At 35.6% G+C, this 19096-nt stretch carries 6 protein-coding genes; 5 read left to right on the top strand and 1 reads right to left on the bottom strand.

Annotated features, from left to right (window positions below; translation table 11 throughout):
• The first annotated feature begins 18 nt into the window (after positions 1-18).
• A complete protein-coding gene (locus ACHZAX_RS20580; protein WP_101310528.1) occupies positions 19-1242 on the top strand; it encodes an alanine dehydrogenase in 1224 nt (407 codons plus the stop codon).
• On the opposite strand, the gene ACHZAX_RS20585 is transcribed toward ACHZAX_RS20580, so the two are convergent.
• Entirely contained in the window at positions 1208-2071 is an 864-nt protein-coding gene (locus ACHZAX_RS20585) for an HAD family hydrolase (RefSeq protein WP_320020378.1), read from the bottom strand. The two genes, ACHZAX_RS20580 and ACHZAX_RS20585, sit on opposite strands and share 35 nt — an antisense overlap.
• A gap of 584 nt (positions 2072-2655) precedes the next feature.
• Between ACHZAX_RS20585 and ACHZAX_RS20590 the strand changes: the two genes are divergently transcribed.
• Genes ACHZAX_RS20590 through ACHZAX_RS20605 form a run of 4 tightly spaced genes read left to right on the top strand, consistent with a single transcriptional unit; the run spans position 2656 to position 19094 of the window.
• Positions 2656-3600: a hypothetical protein gene (locus ACHZAX_RS20590; protein WP_320020379.1), complete on the top strand. Its 945-nt coding sequence runs from the start codon at positions 2656-2658 to the stop codon at positions 3598-3600.
• A 14-nt stretch (positions 3601-3614) separates the two neighbouring features.
• Positions 3615-8099 carry a hypothetical protein gene (locus tag ACHZAX_RS20595; RefSeq protein ID WP_320020380.1) on the top strand — a complete coding sequence of 1495 codons (4485 nt, stop codon included), beginning with the start codon at positions 3615-3617 and terminating at the stop codon, positions 8097-8099.
• A gap of 49 nt (positions 8100-8148) precedes the next feature.
• The gene (locus ACHZAX_RS20600; protein ID WP_320020381.1) at positions 8149-10197 is read left to right on the top strand and encodes a fibronectin type III domain-containing protein; all 2049 of its coding nucleotides are present in this window, start codon (positions 8149-8151) and stop codon (positions 10195-10197) included.
• Between the two features lie 2 nt (positions 10198-10199).
• Complete coding sequence (locus ACHZAX_RS20605; protein WP_320020382.1) at positions 10200-19094, top strand: SprB repeat-containing protein; 8895 nt, start codon at positions 10200-10202, stop codon at positions 19092-19094.
• The last annotated feature ends 2 nt before the right edge of the window (positions 19095-19096 follow it).

Genomic DNA, 19096 nt, shown 5'->3' on the forward strand with positions numbered 1-19096 from the left:
TAATATTACAATTTTTATATGGCGCCACTAAGTGAAAGATCGAGGAATTTTCCGATTGGGCAGAAATTTTACCAGCCTAAAGAAGAAATGTTGGAAGTTGAACGTCGACGTAAACAATTAGCCATTGGTATCCCAAGAGAGGAAGGTAAAGGTGAAAACCGTATTTGTTTAACTCCTCAGTCTGTAGAAGTCCTGGTGAATAATGGTCACGATGTTATGATTGAACGTGGTGCAGGACTGGCATCCAATTATACCGATAAGGAATACAGCGAAAACGGTGCTCAGATTGTCAGTAATAAAAGTGAGATTTATCAATGTGATGTGATCATTCAGGTTTCACCCTTGTCGTCTTCAGAAATTGATATGCTTCGGGGAAATCAGATTCTGTTTTCTGCTCTTCAAATTAAAAGTCAGTGTGTAGAGAACATCCGCAAGTTAATGCAAAAAAAAGTGACGGCTATTGCGCTGGAATTGGTGAAGGATGAAAATGATTTTTTTCCGGTTGTTCGTTCCATGTCCGAGATTGCCGGGATTTCTTCAGTAATGATTGCCGGCGAATATTTAAGCAAGGCTCATGGAGGAAAAGGGGTTATGCTGGGTGGAATTACCGGAATAACACCAACCGAAGTGATTGTTTTGGGTGCAGGAACAGCTGCTGAATATGCCACAAGATCTGCCACAGGATTGGGTGCTATGGTTAAAGTGTTCGACGATTCAATTTATCGCCTGCGCAGATTGGAAGATCATTTGGGACATCGTGTATTCACATCAATTTTTCATCCTCATGTTTTGGAAAAAGCCTTGGCCTCGGCCGATGTTGTAATTGGTGCATTGCGTTACGAAAAAAATGTAAGCGGTTTTATTGTTACCGAAGATATGGTTTCAAAAATGAAGCCGGGCTCTATCATTATCGATCTGAGTATCGATCAGGGTGGTTGTTTCGAAACCTCAATGATGACCACGCATAAAGATCCGGTATTTAAAAAGTTTGGTGTTTTGCATTATTGTGTCCCCAATGTACCTTCTCATGTAGCCAGAACGGCTTCTCTTGCCCTAAGCAACATCTGTTCGCCATTGTTGTTGCAAATTGGAAACAACGGAGGCGTGCATCAGTTTATTAAACATGATATTGGCTTGCGGCATGGAACGTATATTTACAGAGGAATTCTAACCAATCGTCGCTTGGGCGATTCGTTTGGCATTTTGGCTAAAGACATCGATTTGCTGCTTGCTGCGATGTAGTTTGTTTTTTCAATATACATTCTACAGCTTTAGAAAAACCATCATCAGTAACACTATCGGTTACCTGATATTTTAACCGCAATTCTTTGGGAGCATTGGCTACCACAAAACTGTGCTCCCCCCAATCGAGCAGATCAATATCGTTGTAATCATTTCCTATTGCAAATGATTCGGTATTTGAGATCCCTAATTTATTGCAAAGCCACTGACATCCTAGTCCTTTTGAGATGTGCTCGGGAAAAATCTCCATCCAAATCGATTCATGATCGAGTGGCGATGTTGCCCGAATGATTTTAATATCTGTAAATTTTGCCTTTAATTCCTCAAACCAATCTACTTTATTGGGCAAAATAGCCAAAATCTGACAGGCATCCCGTTTGGTATCCTCCAGTTTACCCACAGGTGTTGCAAATTGCTTGTAAAGCGCCAGCCTTCGGTCAAAATCTAAATTTTTATTTCCGCTTTGATAGTACCAGAACTGATGATTCAGAGGAATTGGATCGAGAATCATAAAATCAACTTCATGATCGATTAAAATTTTCGATACCTCCAAAACTTCTTCGGCCTCAATTTGCTGAGAGTAGATCAATTCTTTCGTATTCCATTGCATAATGCCTGCTCCCGATGAAAAAATGAGGTAATCAATCGGAAAATCTTCCGGCAATACTGCCAAAGCTGAGTAAAGAGTTCTTCCCGTGGCAATTACTCTAATAATATCTTGTTCTTTTAGTTGGTACAGAGTGTCGTAATTCTTTTTGCTGATACTACCCAGCGAAGGAAGCAAAGTGCCGTCTAAATCAGTAACTACGATTTTTATTTTTGGAGTCATAAAAGAGAGTTTTGGAAGAATTCTCAATTTACAGATTTAGAATGACAATCGCTCAGGGATTGAGTTTAAATATGGATTTTAATAATCTCATATTAATGGCTACTAATATTGCCTAAGGAGTCAAATTGAAAAGAATCAAAGGAGTAATTTCTTATATTTTTAATGCACCCATTTTAAATGTTTTTTGTTTTTAAATACAATTGTACAATTAATGCTATGTTGAGCTTATTCACTTTGTTTTAAGGAGGATGTATGTTTTGTTGCTGAAGTAATTATGGATGTTTTCACTTGTATGTAATTTTTGAATTTTAAGTCTTGTAATTTCCTTTTAGAGTCTGTTTGTTCGTCGGTATTAGTTCGTTTTCAGTTGTTTATAACATTTTAAGTTGAGATGTTATGTTTTGCCTAAGTAGTTGGTTTAATGAGTCTTGCACTTGATTTTAAAAGTTATTTTATGATAGTTTTAATTTATATTGATTAAAAAATACCTATAACGTGTAATTATTTATTATATGTTATATTATTTTACTTATTTTTGAAAATTGTTAACTGTTTCAGTATTAAAATATAGAGACCCTGCCTTTATGGATAAACTTTACCCTAAATTATTATTAACGTTTTTTATTTTGTTGAGTATTCCCTTTACTTCAATTCGAGTATTCTCGCAAAGCACAAGTAATTTGGATGCAATTGTAAATAATTTTCTATCTGGTAAGGTTGTTTATGATGAAATTTATGATTTTACAAGTAAGGGTGGAACACTGGAAATAGTAGATGCCGTTAATTTATATTTGAGCTATGATAATTCGCGGGTAAGAGGTTTGGTATATCAGATTCTTAAAAAATCTATAATTAAGGAAACGGATTTAAAAGCGAAACAAAAAGGGGTATCAGTATTGTGCAGTAGTGGACTTTCTGATGCAGATGCTGGAAATGTTTATGCTGTTATTAATTATCTTGAAGAGTTTGACATGGAGTGGTTTGATATTAGGTCAAGGAATTTTATCACTTCAATAGTTGTTCAACACCCTCCACATTTTTCAGATTTAATAAAGCTGGTTGGTAAAGTTGAACTTATTCAATTAATACCTTATCTGGAATTGGGGCTTCAGGATAAGAAAATGAATTCCTCCGACATTTGGAGTATCAATTTGGTTTTAGCTCGCTGGGGTGATGAAACCAAGGCAAAGTATTGTGTTGAATCAGTAAGAAGGCTTGGTCTTTCCGATGAAGTTGTTTTCCGATTAATTCCCGATTTAATTTATATAAATAATAAAATTATTTACGATTATTTGTTTGAAGAAATTCAGAAAAAGGACTTGAATTGTTTGTCAACAGATCCTGATAATGAAGTTCAAATTAACTGTGCATATAGATTAATAGAGTTCATTTCCCCACATATAATTGATTTTCCTGTTGGCTTATCGCCTACAGGTGAGTTAAATGTAAATAGCTACGAAGCTGCATTAGAGTCCGTTCGGACATGGATTGAATCCAATAAAAATTCATATCAATTAATTAACAATTAAACTAATAAAGGTTTATGAAACTGAATTTTTTTACCAAGCTCTTAATTAGTTTGTTGTTTAATATATTGTGCATCAGCAGTTTTGTTCTTGCGGATGATTATGAGGAGGGGAGTGTTCGTTATTTTGATGATTTTACTCAAGATCAGGTATATACAAATGTCCAATTAGAAACTATTTCTGCAGTGCCGGATGAATCTCCAAATAGGTGGGATTTAATACTGGATAAGGTTGTCTGCGAGAATAGAATTACTTCATCACTAAAAGAAGATTCTTTTTTTAGTTTACCTATTGGTATTTCTTCCGGAGCTTCGTCTTCTTATATGATTGTTATTGATGAGGCAAGTGTATATGCAGATCATGCAGAGTTTAGTGCATTTATGGTGCTAACTAATCCATTAGATGGTACAAAAATCCGATTTAGAGCAAAGGATATTGCGTTTTCATTTGAGAGTGGACTCCTGAATGGGATGAAACTTGAATTGATGGATACCAAGAAAAGTAAAATCATGAAGGATACCTACTTGAATTGGTTACCTGGTTGTTTTGTTGAATGGGATTGCAACGGTTTTAAGAGTCTGGGTATTAATGGAAGTATTGAACTAAATGAAAAATCATATGTAGCGGTAAATCCTACGAATGGTGAAGAAACAGGTATTGTTGTTGCTCCAATATACGCTACAGGTTCAGATTTTCAGAACATTCTTGTAGAGTTTTCGCTGCCAACATTTAAGAAGAAGGGGTTTGATGAAACATTCTTTTCTTTTACTTCTGTTGTATTGGATTTATCAGATACAGATAATGCACCTGGGTTTAAATTTCCTGATAATTATCCTGGAGGTTTTAATGGAGAAATGAAAAATCTTTGGCAAGGTTTCTATGTGAAAGATGCTACGATTACGTTGGCTAAAAAATTCAATGATAAAAGCGGACAAATGACATCATTCTTTGCAAGTGATCTGTTATTAGATGATTTTGGATTAACAGGTCATTTGGGAGTGGAAAATTTAATTTCAATTGAGAATGGACGCTTAGGTGCATGGCCAATGTCAATTTCTAAGTTGGAACTTGATTTTTTCACAGGGGAATTTAAATCTTTCGGTATTGATGGTTCTGTAATAGTACAAGGTTCTAAAACAGAAATGAAATATACTGCCTTTTTTGATAGTGAAGGGATATATCACTTTGGAGTGAATCCAGGAAAAGGATTAAAATTTGATGTGTTTGCTGCGGAGGTGATACTAGATGAAAACTCGCGCATTGAAGTGACTGTTGATCATGGCAAATTTCTACCAACTGCTATTTTAAATGGTAATATATCCTTCGCTTGTTCTAAAAAAGCTGGTGGAGAGAGTAAAATGCTGAAACTTCCAAATTTGGATTTTCAGGGAATGCGGATATCTTCCGTCGCACCGGCGTTTGATTTAGAGTATATGGGAATGAGTTCTAAAGAGGAATTGTCATTCAATAAGTTTCCTGTAACATTAACCGAAGCCGCATATCAAAAAGTGAATCAAGGTGTAGGAAAATTTATTTTCGGAATTAAGATTAATCTTTCCGGAGATAGTTTTGTTGGAGAAACGGTAGTGGGAATAATTGCCGATATGTCTGGTACTACCTGGAAATTTAATGGTTTAGACATAAAGAAAATATACATAAAAGCTGAAAAAGAAGGAGCCTATACTGTTGAAGGAACGATACTAATTGCCGATAACGATCCTAATTACGGAGATGGTTTTAGAGGTGATGTAAAAGCCTCGTTTAATAGTTTTGAAGTGTCGGCAGTTGCTGTGTTTGGTAAGGTTGATGGTTTTAGATATTTCTTTGTTGATGGTTTTGTTTGTTTGCCTCCACCTGGTACTCCAACCGGACCTTTTATTCTTCAAGGTTTTGGTGGCGGATTGTATTACAAAATGAAGCAAGCAGGTCCAAATGGAATTCATTCAGAAATGGGTGAATCTCTTTCAGGAATTACTTATGTGCCTGATAAATCTTCATCATTAGGGATTAAAGCAGGGATCAAAGCTGGAATTGTAAATGAAACGCTGGTAAATTGCACTGCCAGTTTTGAAATAATTTTCAATAATCACGGGGGTATCAATCAGATTGGTTTTGTTGGAGAAGCAAAATTTGTTTCTCCTATGGAAGCTTTATCAATTGAGGTAATGAAAGAAACTGCATCCGGAGCAGCAATGAATGTTAAAATACCAATTCCCTTAGATGAAGTTTTACGAGCAAAAATTAAAATATTAATAGATTTTCAGAATAGTAGTTTTCATAGTGAAATGGAAGTTTTTGTAAATGTAGCTGGCGTATTAACGGGAATTGGAGCCGAAAATCGAGCTGGTTATGGAATTATCCATGTAGACCCCGACAAATGGTATTTACATATGGGAACACCTACCGATCCGGTTGGTTTGAATTTTATTGGATTCATGAAAGTTGGGGGCTATTTTATGGCTGGCCATGATATTCCTGATACTATGGTGATGAATCCTAAAGTTTTGGAATATTTAGATATTAACCAAGCGAAATTGGATGGGAATAGACAAGAAGGAACTCTGGCCATGGGAAAAGGCTTGGCTTTTGGTGCACATTTTAGTTTGGATACAGGTGATTTAAAATTCTTAATATTTTATGCCAGATTCGAACTGGGTGGGGGCTTTGATATCATGTTACTGGATTACGGTAAAAATGCATATTGCCTTGGTAGAAACGGCAATTTAGGAATGAATGGCTGGTATGCCAAAGGACAGGCATATGCCTATTTTGGTGGTAAAATTGGAATACGGGTTAAGGTTTTTGGACGCAGAAAGAAATTTGACATTATAGATATTAGAACAGCCGCAGCTATTCGGGTGGAAGGACCAAATCCTACTTTTATGTGGGGTGCTGTAGGCGGTAGTTATAGAATTCTTGGCGGTCTTATTAAGGGAAAATGCAAGTTTGAAATGACCGTTGGTGAGAAATGTAACATACAGACCAATCCCAAAGAACTTTCCGATTTAGAAATTATAGCTGATTTATCACCAATGCATGATGCCAGCAAAGTAGATGTATTTACCTTACCACAGGCCGTATTTAATATGCCGGTTGATAAAGAATTAAAAATATCAGAGGACAATAAGTTAACCAAAGTCTTTAAAATTAATTTGAAAGAGTATTCTCTTTATAAAGATGGAGCTAAACTTGGTGGACAAATCGAATGGGATGGTGAACATACCACTTTGGCATTTACTCCTGATATGATGTTCTATCCACATTCGAAATATAAAATTGTGGCAAAAGTTAGTTTCGATGAGAAGATTAACGGAGTTTGGCAGGAATACAAAGATGATTCAGGTAAAGTATATATAGAAACCAAAGAAGCTGAATTTACAACAGGAGAACTTCCTGAACGAATCCCTGAAAATTATATAAGCTACACTTACCCAATTGATAAACAGGTACATTTTTACAAAAATGAATATTCGTTAGCATATGTAACATTTAAATCAGACTTGACTCCATTCTTTGTACCGGTAGATGGATGGGTGAAAAAAGTAAAATGGACTCCGGTTAATGGAGTTGGCTTTTATTCTGATTTGTCTTACAATCCATCAAATAAGTCTGTTGAAATAAATGGCGCAGAAAAATTAAACCTTGCTACGGTTTACCGATTAGATTTGGTGAACACACCCGTAGATGATAATTCTTCAGTGAATAGAAATGTTTCTGAATCGACTAAAACGGAAATTGCAGAAGGTGAAAATATTGCAGATATAACTACCCGTGAAGCAACAGGTACAATATCCAATGTAGATGAAAAAGCATTCTTTGGACTCGATTTTAGAACGAGTAAGTTCAATAAATTTTTAGATAAGGTAAATAAAAACGAACTAAGCGTATTGTACATTCATTACGTTAGACCAGCAGTCGATTTTCCCGTTGGAAGGTTTAGTGGAGACGAGATGTTCGATGGATATGAAATTCATGGAAAAGGAGATGTGGAGGCTTTGATACAAAGAGAGGCGGTATTAGAAACTGCCGATTGGTATCTGGAAAATATTTATCCTTTAATGTATGATGAATATCCTCTACACTCAAGAGCTAAAATTTTGAATAGAAATATTTCTTTACTAGGACTCCCTCCTACTAAAACTATAGATATTTGGCAAACGAATGATACCTATTTATTAAATGAGACTGACGTAGCAACGGGACAGATTAGAATGCATGATAATGTTTCTCAATTTGTATACACTTTACCTAATTTATGGGCAAGAGACTATTATGACATTAGAAATGGATTGGCAAATCTAGTTGCTGATGGATATACGCCAAATGCCAAGATGAATGCAATCCTATTGAAGTATCCATGGCCACAGGTCAGTGCTGGAAATTATCCTATAAAATTAGAGTATGTATTGCCAGGGCGAAAAATTGTAACCAGTACACGAGTTATTAATCTGAAGAATGAATTTAAGACTAGACAGATCAACTTGCTTGATGTTGAATTCTAATTTCTTTAGAAATTTGAGTTGATACCAGTCATGAAATAAAGAATTAAATATGAATTATATATATAGTAAAATTAAAATAGTTGCCAGGTTGCTTGTTTTTCTGGCTTTTCTTAGCTCTAGTGCTACTATTTATGGACAGGAGGAAGAAAAGCATGAAATTAAGTTATTGACTCGTGCAATGCAGGATTCCATTCTGTTGCGATGGGGACCTACGACATATCCTTTGTGGTTGTATGGAAATAAAGTTGGGTATAAAATTACACGAACTCTTTTGGTTCGTGATAACGATTATGTAGCAAAACCAAAAGTAGTATTGTTAACGCCTACGCCCTTAAAGCCATTACCACTTAGAGAATGGGAATTGTTGGCCGAAAGTGATGATTATGCAGGAGTGGCAGCACAGGCAATTTATGGTGACGATTTTGAAGTTGAGGCAAATAATGGCAGTCCAAGCATGATTGATATTGTAAATAAAGCCAAGGTACAAGAATCTCGTTTTGGTTTTGCATTATTTTCAGCCGATCAAAGTAGTAAAGTGGCTGAATATTCAGGTTTGTTCTTTAATGATAAGAATGTTATGATGGGTGAAAAATATTTGTATAAAGTATTTTTGGCTCAAGCTCCCGAAGGAATGAAGGTTGATACGGCTTATTTTTTCACAGGAATTGACGAATACATGCCATTACCAGCACCTTTGAATGTAAAAGCCGAAGAAGGAGATAAAATGGTGACAATTACTTGGGATAAAAAGTATCAGGAGGATTTTTACAACAGTTTTTGGGTTGAAAAATCAATGGATAATGGGAAAATCTATATCAAGGTGAATGATACTCCATTGGTAAATACAACACCGGATGGATATGCTGAGTCTGATTTTGGTTTTGTGATTGATACTCTTGTAGACAACTATCATACCTATTTGTATCGGGTTATTGGTATTTCCGTATTTGGAGAGTTGAGTCCACCATCAGAAGTAGTTGAGGTGAAAGGAAAGAATACAATTACTTCAGTTCCTCTTGTTCACTTGTCAAAAACAGAAGATGGAACAGGAGTTACCATTAAATGGGAATTTCCGGATGACAAAGGAGAAATAGTAGATGGATTTCGAATATTTAGATCTGATAAATTTGCCAAAGATTACCAATTATTGGTTGATAGTTTATCTCTTATTCAAACCTCTTATACCGATAAACACGCCTTACTAACAGGATATTATCGAATGCAAGCTTATAATTCTGATGGTTCCGGACCATATAGTATACCAAAAATGGAGCAATTGGTTGATTCGATACCACCTGCAATTCCTCTTGGCTTAAAAGCAGTTGCAGATACAACTGGTTTGGTAAGGCTTACATGGTCGCCTAATAAGGACGATGATATTTTTGGTTATAGAGTCTATCGGGCCAATAGCAAAAAGGAAGAGTTTTCTCAGTTAACAAGTAAGGCTATTAAAAATCCTTTTTACAAGGATCAAATTAGCCTAAAAACATTAACAAAAGAAGTTTACTATAAAATTGTTGCGGTAGACAATCGTCAAAATCAGTCAGCATTTTCTGAAATATTGGAATTGGAAAGACCAGATATTGTTCCACCTGCCTCCCCATTTATTAAAAGTATTAAATCGGTGGATAGTGGATTGGAAATAAGTTGGATTAGAAGTGCAAGCAATGATGTGGTTAAACAAGTTGTTTACAGAAATACCAGTGGAAGCAGGGAATGGGAACTCATAAAAACAGAATCAGATACTACGACTCATTTTACCGATGGAAGAGTACTTCCTGATGGAATTTATAAATACATATTACTGGCTGTTGATAAAGCCGGGAATGAATCAAAAACCATTAAACCTGTTGCGGGAAAATTTATTGGAAATAAACTCAACGATTTGTGGATAGTTCCACATGTAAAACGAGATAAGAAAACCAAAGAATTTATTCTTACATGGATTCCCCCAGTTTATGAAGTGGAAAGGTATATGATCTATTATAAGAATAGTAAAGGAATTTGGCGATTGTTGGATGGGGTGGATTCCAGAAGTTTGAATTACACAACTAAAGTTGAAGGAATGGAGTTTAAAGTATTTTGTAAAATAAAATAGATATGGGAAAGCGATTATTTTTTATCATACTAGTACTGACTTTCTCTAATGTTTTGTTCGGTCAATATTATGTGAGGGTAGGTATGCAACGACCAGCAGGAACCATTGGGGAGATGAAGTACAGTTTTAGTATGAATGGCAAATCGTTTAATGGAATGTTTAAAGCCGATGAAGATGACGTATATGTGCATTCTGTCGAAAGTGCAATTCCTACTCACATTAATATTTTTTTAAGAAGTAAGGAGAAATGTTTTACCGATTGGACTTGGCGTGATGCTGACTGCAAGTACACGGTAAGCGAAGATTATGGAAGGGATAATACTAAAGATCCACAAATGGTTCACAGTACAGTGAAAGTATATTCAAAATTGATGTTTAATGTTGGAAGTCCTTTTATCTGTGTTAAGAATGGAAATGAAGAATTACATCTTACATCTCAAACGCTGTCTTCTATTTGTAGTGGATCTTTTACCTCTACAAACCTTCCTGTTAATTTGGAAATAACTTGTGGTGGGGTAACTAAAAAACTCACGACTTCGGCTACACGAGATATTTATATTGCATATTCAAAAATTAAAACGGCATTCGGAACCCAAAATATATTTAATAAAAACATACAAGTCAAAATATATTTTGGGACAAATCTAATTGCGACTTTAGGAGGTATATGTTTTATTCCAACACCAAATTTTACCGTTACATCTAAACAACCAACATGTTTTGATTCTGATGATGCAAAAATAATAATTAGTGACTTACCCGATTTTGAGGAAGGTCAGGCAAGCTTGAAGATTAATATTAAGAAATATGGAGTAGATACTTATGGTAATATTAGTACTAATTTTGAGGGAAGAACCTTGAGTTATGATAATATTATAGGGAATCAACCTTTAGTGATAGATAGTGACGAAATTATGTCTAATACAGGAGTGGAATTTCCTCTTATTGCAACAAAATACGATTTTTTAGTGTTTTTTCAAACAGGGTTAGGAGGAGCTGACTGGTGTCCAATCGAAGAAACCATGACGATTAAACCTCCAGATCCTATTGTAATAGAAAGTGTAGATGTGGGCTTGAAACGTGCTAAAAACTGGACAGGTGAATCTTACCATATAACAAAAAATGGAGGAACAACTAGTGGTACGATAAAAATAAAAGGAAGAAAAGCTGCAGTATGCGAAAGTGCTACCGATGGAATTACCATATCTAACGGTAAGCAATTTGAAGGTATTGATGATGTTTATGTGTACGATATTGCTGGACTTAAAGCTGAAAATAGTATTTATATTAAGGATGACAATGGTTGTAAAAGTAAAATAGCTTTTGTTAAAGAACTTACCCAGCCTCCAGTTTTATCTTGCACTTTTAGTAACACAGAAATATTATGTTGGGGAGATAAAGCAGAAATTGGATATAAAATTTCTGGTGGTTTTGGTCCATATGATATTAAATTGTTTGGAGGAATACATAGTGAAATATTTCAAGATTATGGTTCTAAAAAAGAAAGTGGTGTTTTTAGTGTAGTTGATGGAGATTGGACTATTAATGTTATAGATAGAGGTTCCAGTGCACCTGATTCTGATTCTAAAATAATTAGATTAAATAATCCTTTCCCTGTTTCTCTTAAAAGTCTCGATAAAATCAATCCTAGTTGCTTTGATAGTTCTGATGGTTCAATTGAAATTGAAGGTGATGGTGGTGTTGGAGAATACACCTATTCTTTTAATGGAGGTAGTTATACTAAATCTGGTAATAAAGTATCTGGTTTAGGAAATGGAACACATGTTTTTCGTGTTAAAGATAAAAATCAGTGTTGGAAACCTTTCGAAATAAAGCTTACAGGGCCAGCAGCGCTAAGTATCAATAATGTAAAAATTGTACATGCTAGCTGCTCAACAGCTTCCAACGGTAGTGTGAATTTTGATTTAGATGGTGGAAATAATGCTGATGCCGAGGCTGGCGAACTATCTGTTACGCTTGTAACGGGAATTGAAAATGTCCCTATAAATCCAGTTATCACTAATAGAAACATTAGCATATCAGGCCTAAAGCCAGGTAATTATTCGGTTAGTGTTGCAAATGCAGCTAGTTGTAGTCCTGCTAATGAGGTATTTACCATTTCGGAATTAGATGTTTCCGATCAATTCAAAATTACTTCTGTAGATATCAAACCAGAATCTTGTCCTGACAAAAAGGATGCTGAATTAAAAATAAATACAGAGAAAGGAAAACTATTTAGTGATGGAGTTTATCATTTACAATTGGATGAGGAAAATAAAGGCAATTATATTCCTAGTAATTATATAAATGAATTGGGAGCGAGAGTTTATAAAGTAAAGCTTACAGATGCTAATAATTGTATTGCAAGTAAGGATTTAGCGATTGGTATTGATCCCAACACTTTGCATATAGGAGATCTAACTATCACAAAACCTACTTGTAGTGCAGCCACAAATGGTAAAATAGTTTTACAAGGTAAAAATGGACTTGCAAACCATGCTGTATCAACGAGTAGTTACCTTTACAGTTTAGATGATGGCAATTTCATGTCTGGAAATGAGTTTTCTAATCTTCCATCTAAATCATTTAGTTATAGAGTTAAGGATGATATAGGTTGTATTGTTAGTGGTACTATTAATTTAAACACAACTGTGCAACCAATTAGCTTTAGTTTATCTACAACCGATGAATCATGTGAAAATGCTAACAATGGTAAAATTCAAATAACTGATTTGACTCACAGTGAAAATTTAACTATGACCTATCACCTGCTTGAACCGAGTGATAAGGCATGCGTAGCTGGGGAGTATTTGGGATTAGATGCAGGTAACTACAATGTTACAATATCAGACAATAATCATTGCTCGACAACAAAAAGTGTAATTGTAGGAAATTCAGGTGAATCTCCTGCAATTTCTAATACCATTGTTACAGAATTAGCTTGTTCTACAGCCTCAAATGGTACTATAGATGTTGATTTTTCTGCAGTAACATCTTACGGTTTGTATGATTCAAATGATAAAAGGATTAGCGGTGAATCAACCGATGACACAAAATTTACTGACTTAGATAATCAAGAATATTATTTTTTGGCTACTGATGCGAATAATTGCTCTTCAACTTTACCTATTACAGTACCTGTAAGTGAAAATGCTGTTAATCTTACAAGGGAAGAGTGGATTCCGGCGACTTGTATTGCAGCAAAAAATGGAATTATAAGGGTGGAAGCTTCAGGAGGTGTTCCTGATACTTTTGGCTACACATTCTTTTTTAATGGAATTGAGAAGAAAGGATTTTCAGCAGAGTTCACAGGGCTCGAAGTTGGAACAGAAGGAAAAGTTACTGTAACAGATCAATTGGGTTGTAAAGCAGAAACAGAAGAGAAAAAGGTTCAAGTCACAAGTGATTTATTGCAAATTGCAACAGTAGATAAAACAGACCCTGTTTGCTTTGGCACAAATTCAGGGGAAATTAAACCAACAATTTTAAATGGTTCTGAAACATTAATATACACAATCGGGAAAAAGGATGTTAATGATCAGTATATTCTTCTTGAGCCTTCAAATTATGTAGTAGAAAGTAAGGCTTATAAAGGTCTTTATGCTGGGGTATACAAAATTATAGTTGATGAATTAGATGGTTGCAGCTCATCCTATGGAATTGAACTCCTTAATCCTGAAAAAGCAGAAGTAACAGAGTCAAACTACAACTATATCAAAGTAAAAGGTGAGCTTACAGGAGAATATGAAATTACCTTAACTGGTAAAGACAAATCTTTTACATATAAATTAAGTAGGCTTGTTTCTGGAGGTTCAGATATCGAAATTGAAGTAGGGAAGCTATTTTATAATACAGGATTCGAGATTGTGAAAAAGTTTGAGTCACTTCAGGCAGGAGATTATCTATTTACATTAACAGATGATAATAGCTGTTTGGATTTTAATGGAAGTGATACTTATACTGAAGAATTTACAATACAAGAACCAGAATTTGACTTAAGCTATACCGATGAAGTGATCACGGATGTTTCTTGTAACGGATTAAGCGATGGAGCCATTAGTATTTCTGGTTTTGGAGGTTGGGGAGAGTATACTTATTCGCTAAATGGTGGTTTATGGCAAAACAATGGAAATTTTTCAAATTTAGCAGCAGGGAACTATTCTATCGAGATAAGAGATCGCGAAGAGACAAGTATTAATTATTTGATTACTCTTACCGAGCCAGATATATTTAGTCTTGCCATTGATAAGTATAAAGATGCAACCTGTCCTGCTTATGCAAATGGACGTGTATTTGCCACCAGTTTAAATGGGGTGCCATTTGCAAATGGTTTGCATTATTGGATTGAAAATACAGATGACAGATCGATTGTTTTTGGAGATAGTTATTCTAATAATTCTTATGAATTTAAAGATTTGCCTAAAGGGAATTACGAATTGTTTGTAAGTGATAGTCATACTTGTTCTGATAGTAAAAGCTTTTCGATTAATGAACCTGATGTTGCGACAATAGATTTAGACAATAATTATATTAAAACCAAGGGTGATGCTACGGGTGAAATCTCGCTAAATATAACTGGCGGAAATGGACTTTTCGATTACCAATGTTTATTAAACGATGAACTTTTGCCTTTTGAAACTGGGCAGACAGCAGGATCCATTCAGTTGAATACTTTAAATGCCGGAACCTATCAAATTCTTGTACGTGATACTGCTGGATGTGTATACGAAGACAAGGAGTGGATGGAAAGAACAATTGAAATTCGGGAACCAGATTTGGCTTTGGGTGCAGAAGTTAAAGATAAATCTGAAGTTTCATGTTATTCTCTTTCCAATGGTTCAATAAGAGTGGATGCGATTGGTGGTTGGGGAGATTATTCTTACTCTCTTGATGGTGCTGCCTGGCAGAAGGATGGTACATACAGCAACTTAATTGCCGGAGATTATTCTATTCTAATTCGCGATAGTGTTGATATCAGTTATTTGTACAAATTTAATATTAGTGAGCCTGATACACTAAACATAGAAATTGATAAAATAAAAGATGCGACCTGTCCTGCGTATGATAATGGGCGTGTGATTGCTACCAGTTTGAATGGTGTGCCATTTGGGAATGGATTGCATTATTGGATTGAGAATTCAGATAAGAATACCATTATGTTAGGTGATCAGTTTTCTGATAATTCTTATCAGTTTAAACAATTGCCTAAAGGAAATTATGAATTGTTTGTAAGTGATAGTCATTCGTGCGAGGCCAGTAAAACCTTTTCGATTAATGAACCAGAACCTGCAAAAATAGAACTTACTCATAATTACATTAAAGCAAAAGGTGATGCTACAGGTGAAATTTCACTAAACCTAAGTGGTGGAAATGGCACTTTTGATTACGAGTGCTACTTAAATAATTCTTCAGAAACATATAAGCAAGACCAGGTAAAATCTGAAATAGCATTGAATAACTTACTTGCTGGAACCTATACCTTTTTGGTGCGCGATACGGCAGGTTGTGTTTACGAAGACAAGGAGTGGATGGAAAGAATTGTGGAGATGCGTGAGCCCGATCTTGCCCTAAGTTTTGACATTGAGGAACAAAGGGATGTAACTTGTTTTGGATTGACAGATGGATATCTTAAGCTAAAAGGAATAGGCGGCTGGGGCGATTACCGCTTTCAATTGGATGCTGATTCACAAACTGTTTTTAATGAGTTTCCAGGTTTACCGGCAAAAGTTTATCAATTGCAAATATCAGATAGTGTTGGTATTAGTTGGAAACGGGAGATCAGTATAATTGAACCGGATTTATTAACGGCAGAATACCTATCGCATAAAGATGTGAATTGTTTTGGTGGAAATGATGGTGAAATAATTCTGAAAATTGAAGGTGGAAATCCGGATTATAATCTTTCCCTGAATGAAATAGATTGGATTACAGGATCTGCAATGACAGAATTAGTGAAAGCTGACTACGATATTTTTGTAAAAGATAGTAAAGGTTGTGAAGTAAAAGTAGAGACTATTAATATAGATCAGCCAGATGAGATAACACTTCTTAGTTCATTGGTAACAAAATCAAGATGTTCTAATAATGAGGGAAGCATTGTTACAGACTTTTCAGGTGGTGTCGGACAATATGCTTATCAGTGGATGAAGGATACATTGGTAGATGGCTCTTTTGTTTGGAAGGAAATTCCGAATAGCAATTCTTCAACAATTAATAATTTATTTTCATCTCAATACATTGTAAAAGTACGCGATGAGCACAAGTGTGAGTTGAGCTTTGATTTTGCATTGGGCGATATTACCGATCTTACAGTTGAAAGTATTAACGTAGAGGATGTAAGCTGCTTTGGTTATAACGACGGAAAAGCTGCAGCTCTTGTTAAAAATGGCAATTTTCCGTACACCTATTCTTGGGATGTTGATATTACTGAATCGAATAAAGATTTGGCTTGGGATATATTGGCCGGAACCTATAATCTATTGGTTCGGGATGAAAAGGGCTGTGCAGTAAGTGATAAGTTTACAGTTGGTAGTCCCGATCCATTGTCATATCAAATAGATGAAATTGTTCAGCCTCTTTGTTATGGAGGAGAGAAAGGACTAATTAATGTTCATGGAGTTGGAGGAACTGCAGATTACGAATATTCGTGGAAGGATGGCAGAACAAAAAGTAGTATTGAGGACTTGAATCCAGATGTATATTCTCTTACAATAAAAGATGCTCACAATTGCGAATCAACTTTTGATTTCGAGATGCAATACCAACGTGAGTTAAGGCCGTTTATTGGAAACGATACGTTGATTTGCCACTACAATAGTTTACTGCTTAATGGAGGTGATTATTCAGATTACAATTGGTCTTCCGATTTTGGATTCTCTTCCTCAAAAGCGCAGGTAGACCTGACTGAACCGGGAAAATATTATTTACAGGTTAAAGATGAGGATAAATGCTTGGGTTTCGACACCTTATCGCTTGATGTTAGTTATTTTAAGATTGCAGGTTTAATGAAAACGGACGTTTCATGCAACGATTTTGCTGATGGTCGTGCTCAAATTGAATTGACTCCTTTAAATTGGGAAAGTTCGGTAGTTTGGCCTGATGGTAGAAATGGTTTGGTTTGGGATAAATTGAGTGGTGGAAACTACACGGTTGAAGTTGAAGATACTTATGCATGTAAAGATAGTCGTGATTTTATTATTTACGAACCAGATACATTAAGCGTAGATGTTGAAAATTTTTTGCATCCTATCTGTTCGGATGTGCCGAATGGTGAAATAGAGCTAACGGCAAAAGGAGGAAATGGAATCTACTTATATCAATGGAATAATGGGAGCGACAAAGCAAAGATTTCTGATTTGGATCAGGGAAAATATTCTGTTTTAATCGAAGATGAAAAGCACTGTCAAATTTCAAAAACATACGATCTTGCCTATCAAAAAACATTACAGGCCGATTTAGGTTTGGATTTTTTAGGGCCGGATACTTTAATCTGTCATTATAATTCCTTGCCTTTGGATGGGAGAGATTTTGCCAGGCATTACTGGACTTCGGACTTGGGGTATTCGTCCTCGAAGAGATATGTAGAATTAAACAATCCGGATAATTATTATCTGCGAATTGAAGATGAGGACAAATGTTTTGCTTACGATACAATCAAGCTGTCTGTAAGTTATTTGAAAATTGATGATTTAGTAAGTGCAGATGTAACTTGTAATTCGTTTGCCGATGGAAAGGCTCAAATAGAAGTTTCGCCTGCGGATTGGAAACATGTTATTGCATGGCCAGATGGCAGCAGTGCAAGTACATGGAATCATTTAAGTGGAGGGAATTATCAGGTGAAAATTACAGATGATTATGGCTGTTCTGATAAAAGAGAATTTTCCATTTATGAGCCTGAAGAATTGAAAATTGAAGTGGAAAATCTGTTCCACCCGCTGTGTTTTGGTGTGCCGGATGGTTTTATTCGTCTGAATGCATTGGGCGGAAATGGAGATTACCAATTTGCATGGGATCACGGAAGTGATAAGAGCAGACTTACAAAATTAGATCAAGGGGATTACTCAGTTCTTCTTACCGATAAAAAAGGGTGTCAGGTTTCTGATAATTTCACTTTGGAATATCAGAAGGCTATTTATCCTGATTTAGGAGAAGATCTGGTTATTTGTTCAAATAATTTTGTAAGCCTTTACCCTGGTAATTTTACCGAATACCAATGGATGGAAGGGAATAGGATTTTAGAAAACACAGAGCCTGATTTAGTTGTTTGGGACTCCAATGAATATTCCGTAGAGGTTAAAGATGAGGATGCTTGTACGGCATCCGACACGATAAATGTGAGTCTTAAGGCTAGTGAACTCAATCCTGTTTTATTAGCCGCAAGTAGTGTAGCTGCAGGCGATACATTAATGGTAATGGATGTTAGTCAGCCACAGCCCGAAAGTTTAACTTGGAAGTTTACCGGGCCTCACATTATTACAGAACAAACTGGTTTTTATTGTCTGGTTGTTTTTTCGGAAGAAGGAATGTTCGAGATGAAGATGAGTGCTTTACTAAACGATTGTATTGGAGAGGTAAGGGAATCGATCCTGGTTGTGCCTGCAAGCGAAAAGGCTGATGATGAAACGGAAACACAATCTGAGGCATATGTGCATTTAAAGAAATTGATTATTGCTCCAAATCCTTCGGATGGAAATTTTGCGGCAGATGTTGAATTAGGGGAGAGTGCAGAGATTACTTTTTATCTGGTAAACCTTCAAAACGGACAAGTTTTAGAAAAACGCAGGCGCAGTGGTTTGAAAACATATCGTGAAAACTACAGCCTTTCGCAATCGGGTAGTTATTGTGTTTATGCTGAATCGAAAGGTGAGCGAAAAGTTGTTAAGCTAATTGTATTGTAGAT

This window comes from Labilibaculum manganireducens, from assembly GCF_963665805.2.
GTDB lineage: Bacteria > Bacteroidota > Bacteroidia > Bacteroidales > Marinifilaceae > Labilibaculum > Labilibaculum manganireducens.

Excerpts from the sequence above, each read along its gene's own strand:
- ACHZAX_RS20580 (WP_101310528.1), top strand. The coding sequence starts at position 19 with ATGGCGCCACTAAGTGAAAGATCGAGGAATTTTCCGATTGGGCAGAAA.
- ACHZAX_RS20585 (WP_320020378.1), bottom strand. The coding sequence starts at position 2,071 with ATGACTCCAAAAATAAAAATCGTAGTTACTGATTTAGACGGCACTTTG.
- ACHZAX_RS20590 (WP_320020379.1), top strand. The coding sequence starts at position 2,656 with ATGGATAAACTTTACCCTAAATTATTATTAACGTTTTTTATTTTGTTG.
- ACHZAX_RS20595 (WP_320020380.1), top strand. The coding sequence starts at position 3,615 with ATGAAACTGAATTTTTTTACCAAGCTCTTAATTAGTTTGTTGTTTAAT.
- ACHZAX_RS20600 (WP_320020381.1), top strand. The coding sequence starts at position 8,149 with ATGAATTATATATATAGTAAAATTAAAATAGTTGCCAGGTTGCTTGTT.
- ACHZAX_RS20605 (WP_320020382.1), top strand. The coding sequence starts at position 10,200 with ATGGGAAAGCGATTATTTTTTATCATACTAGTACTGACTTTCTCTAAT.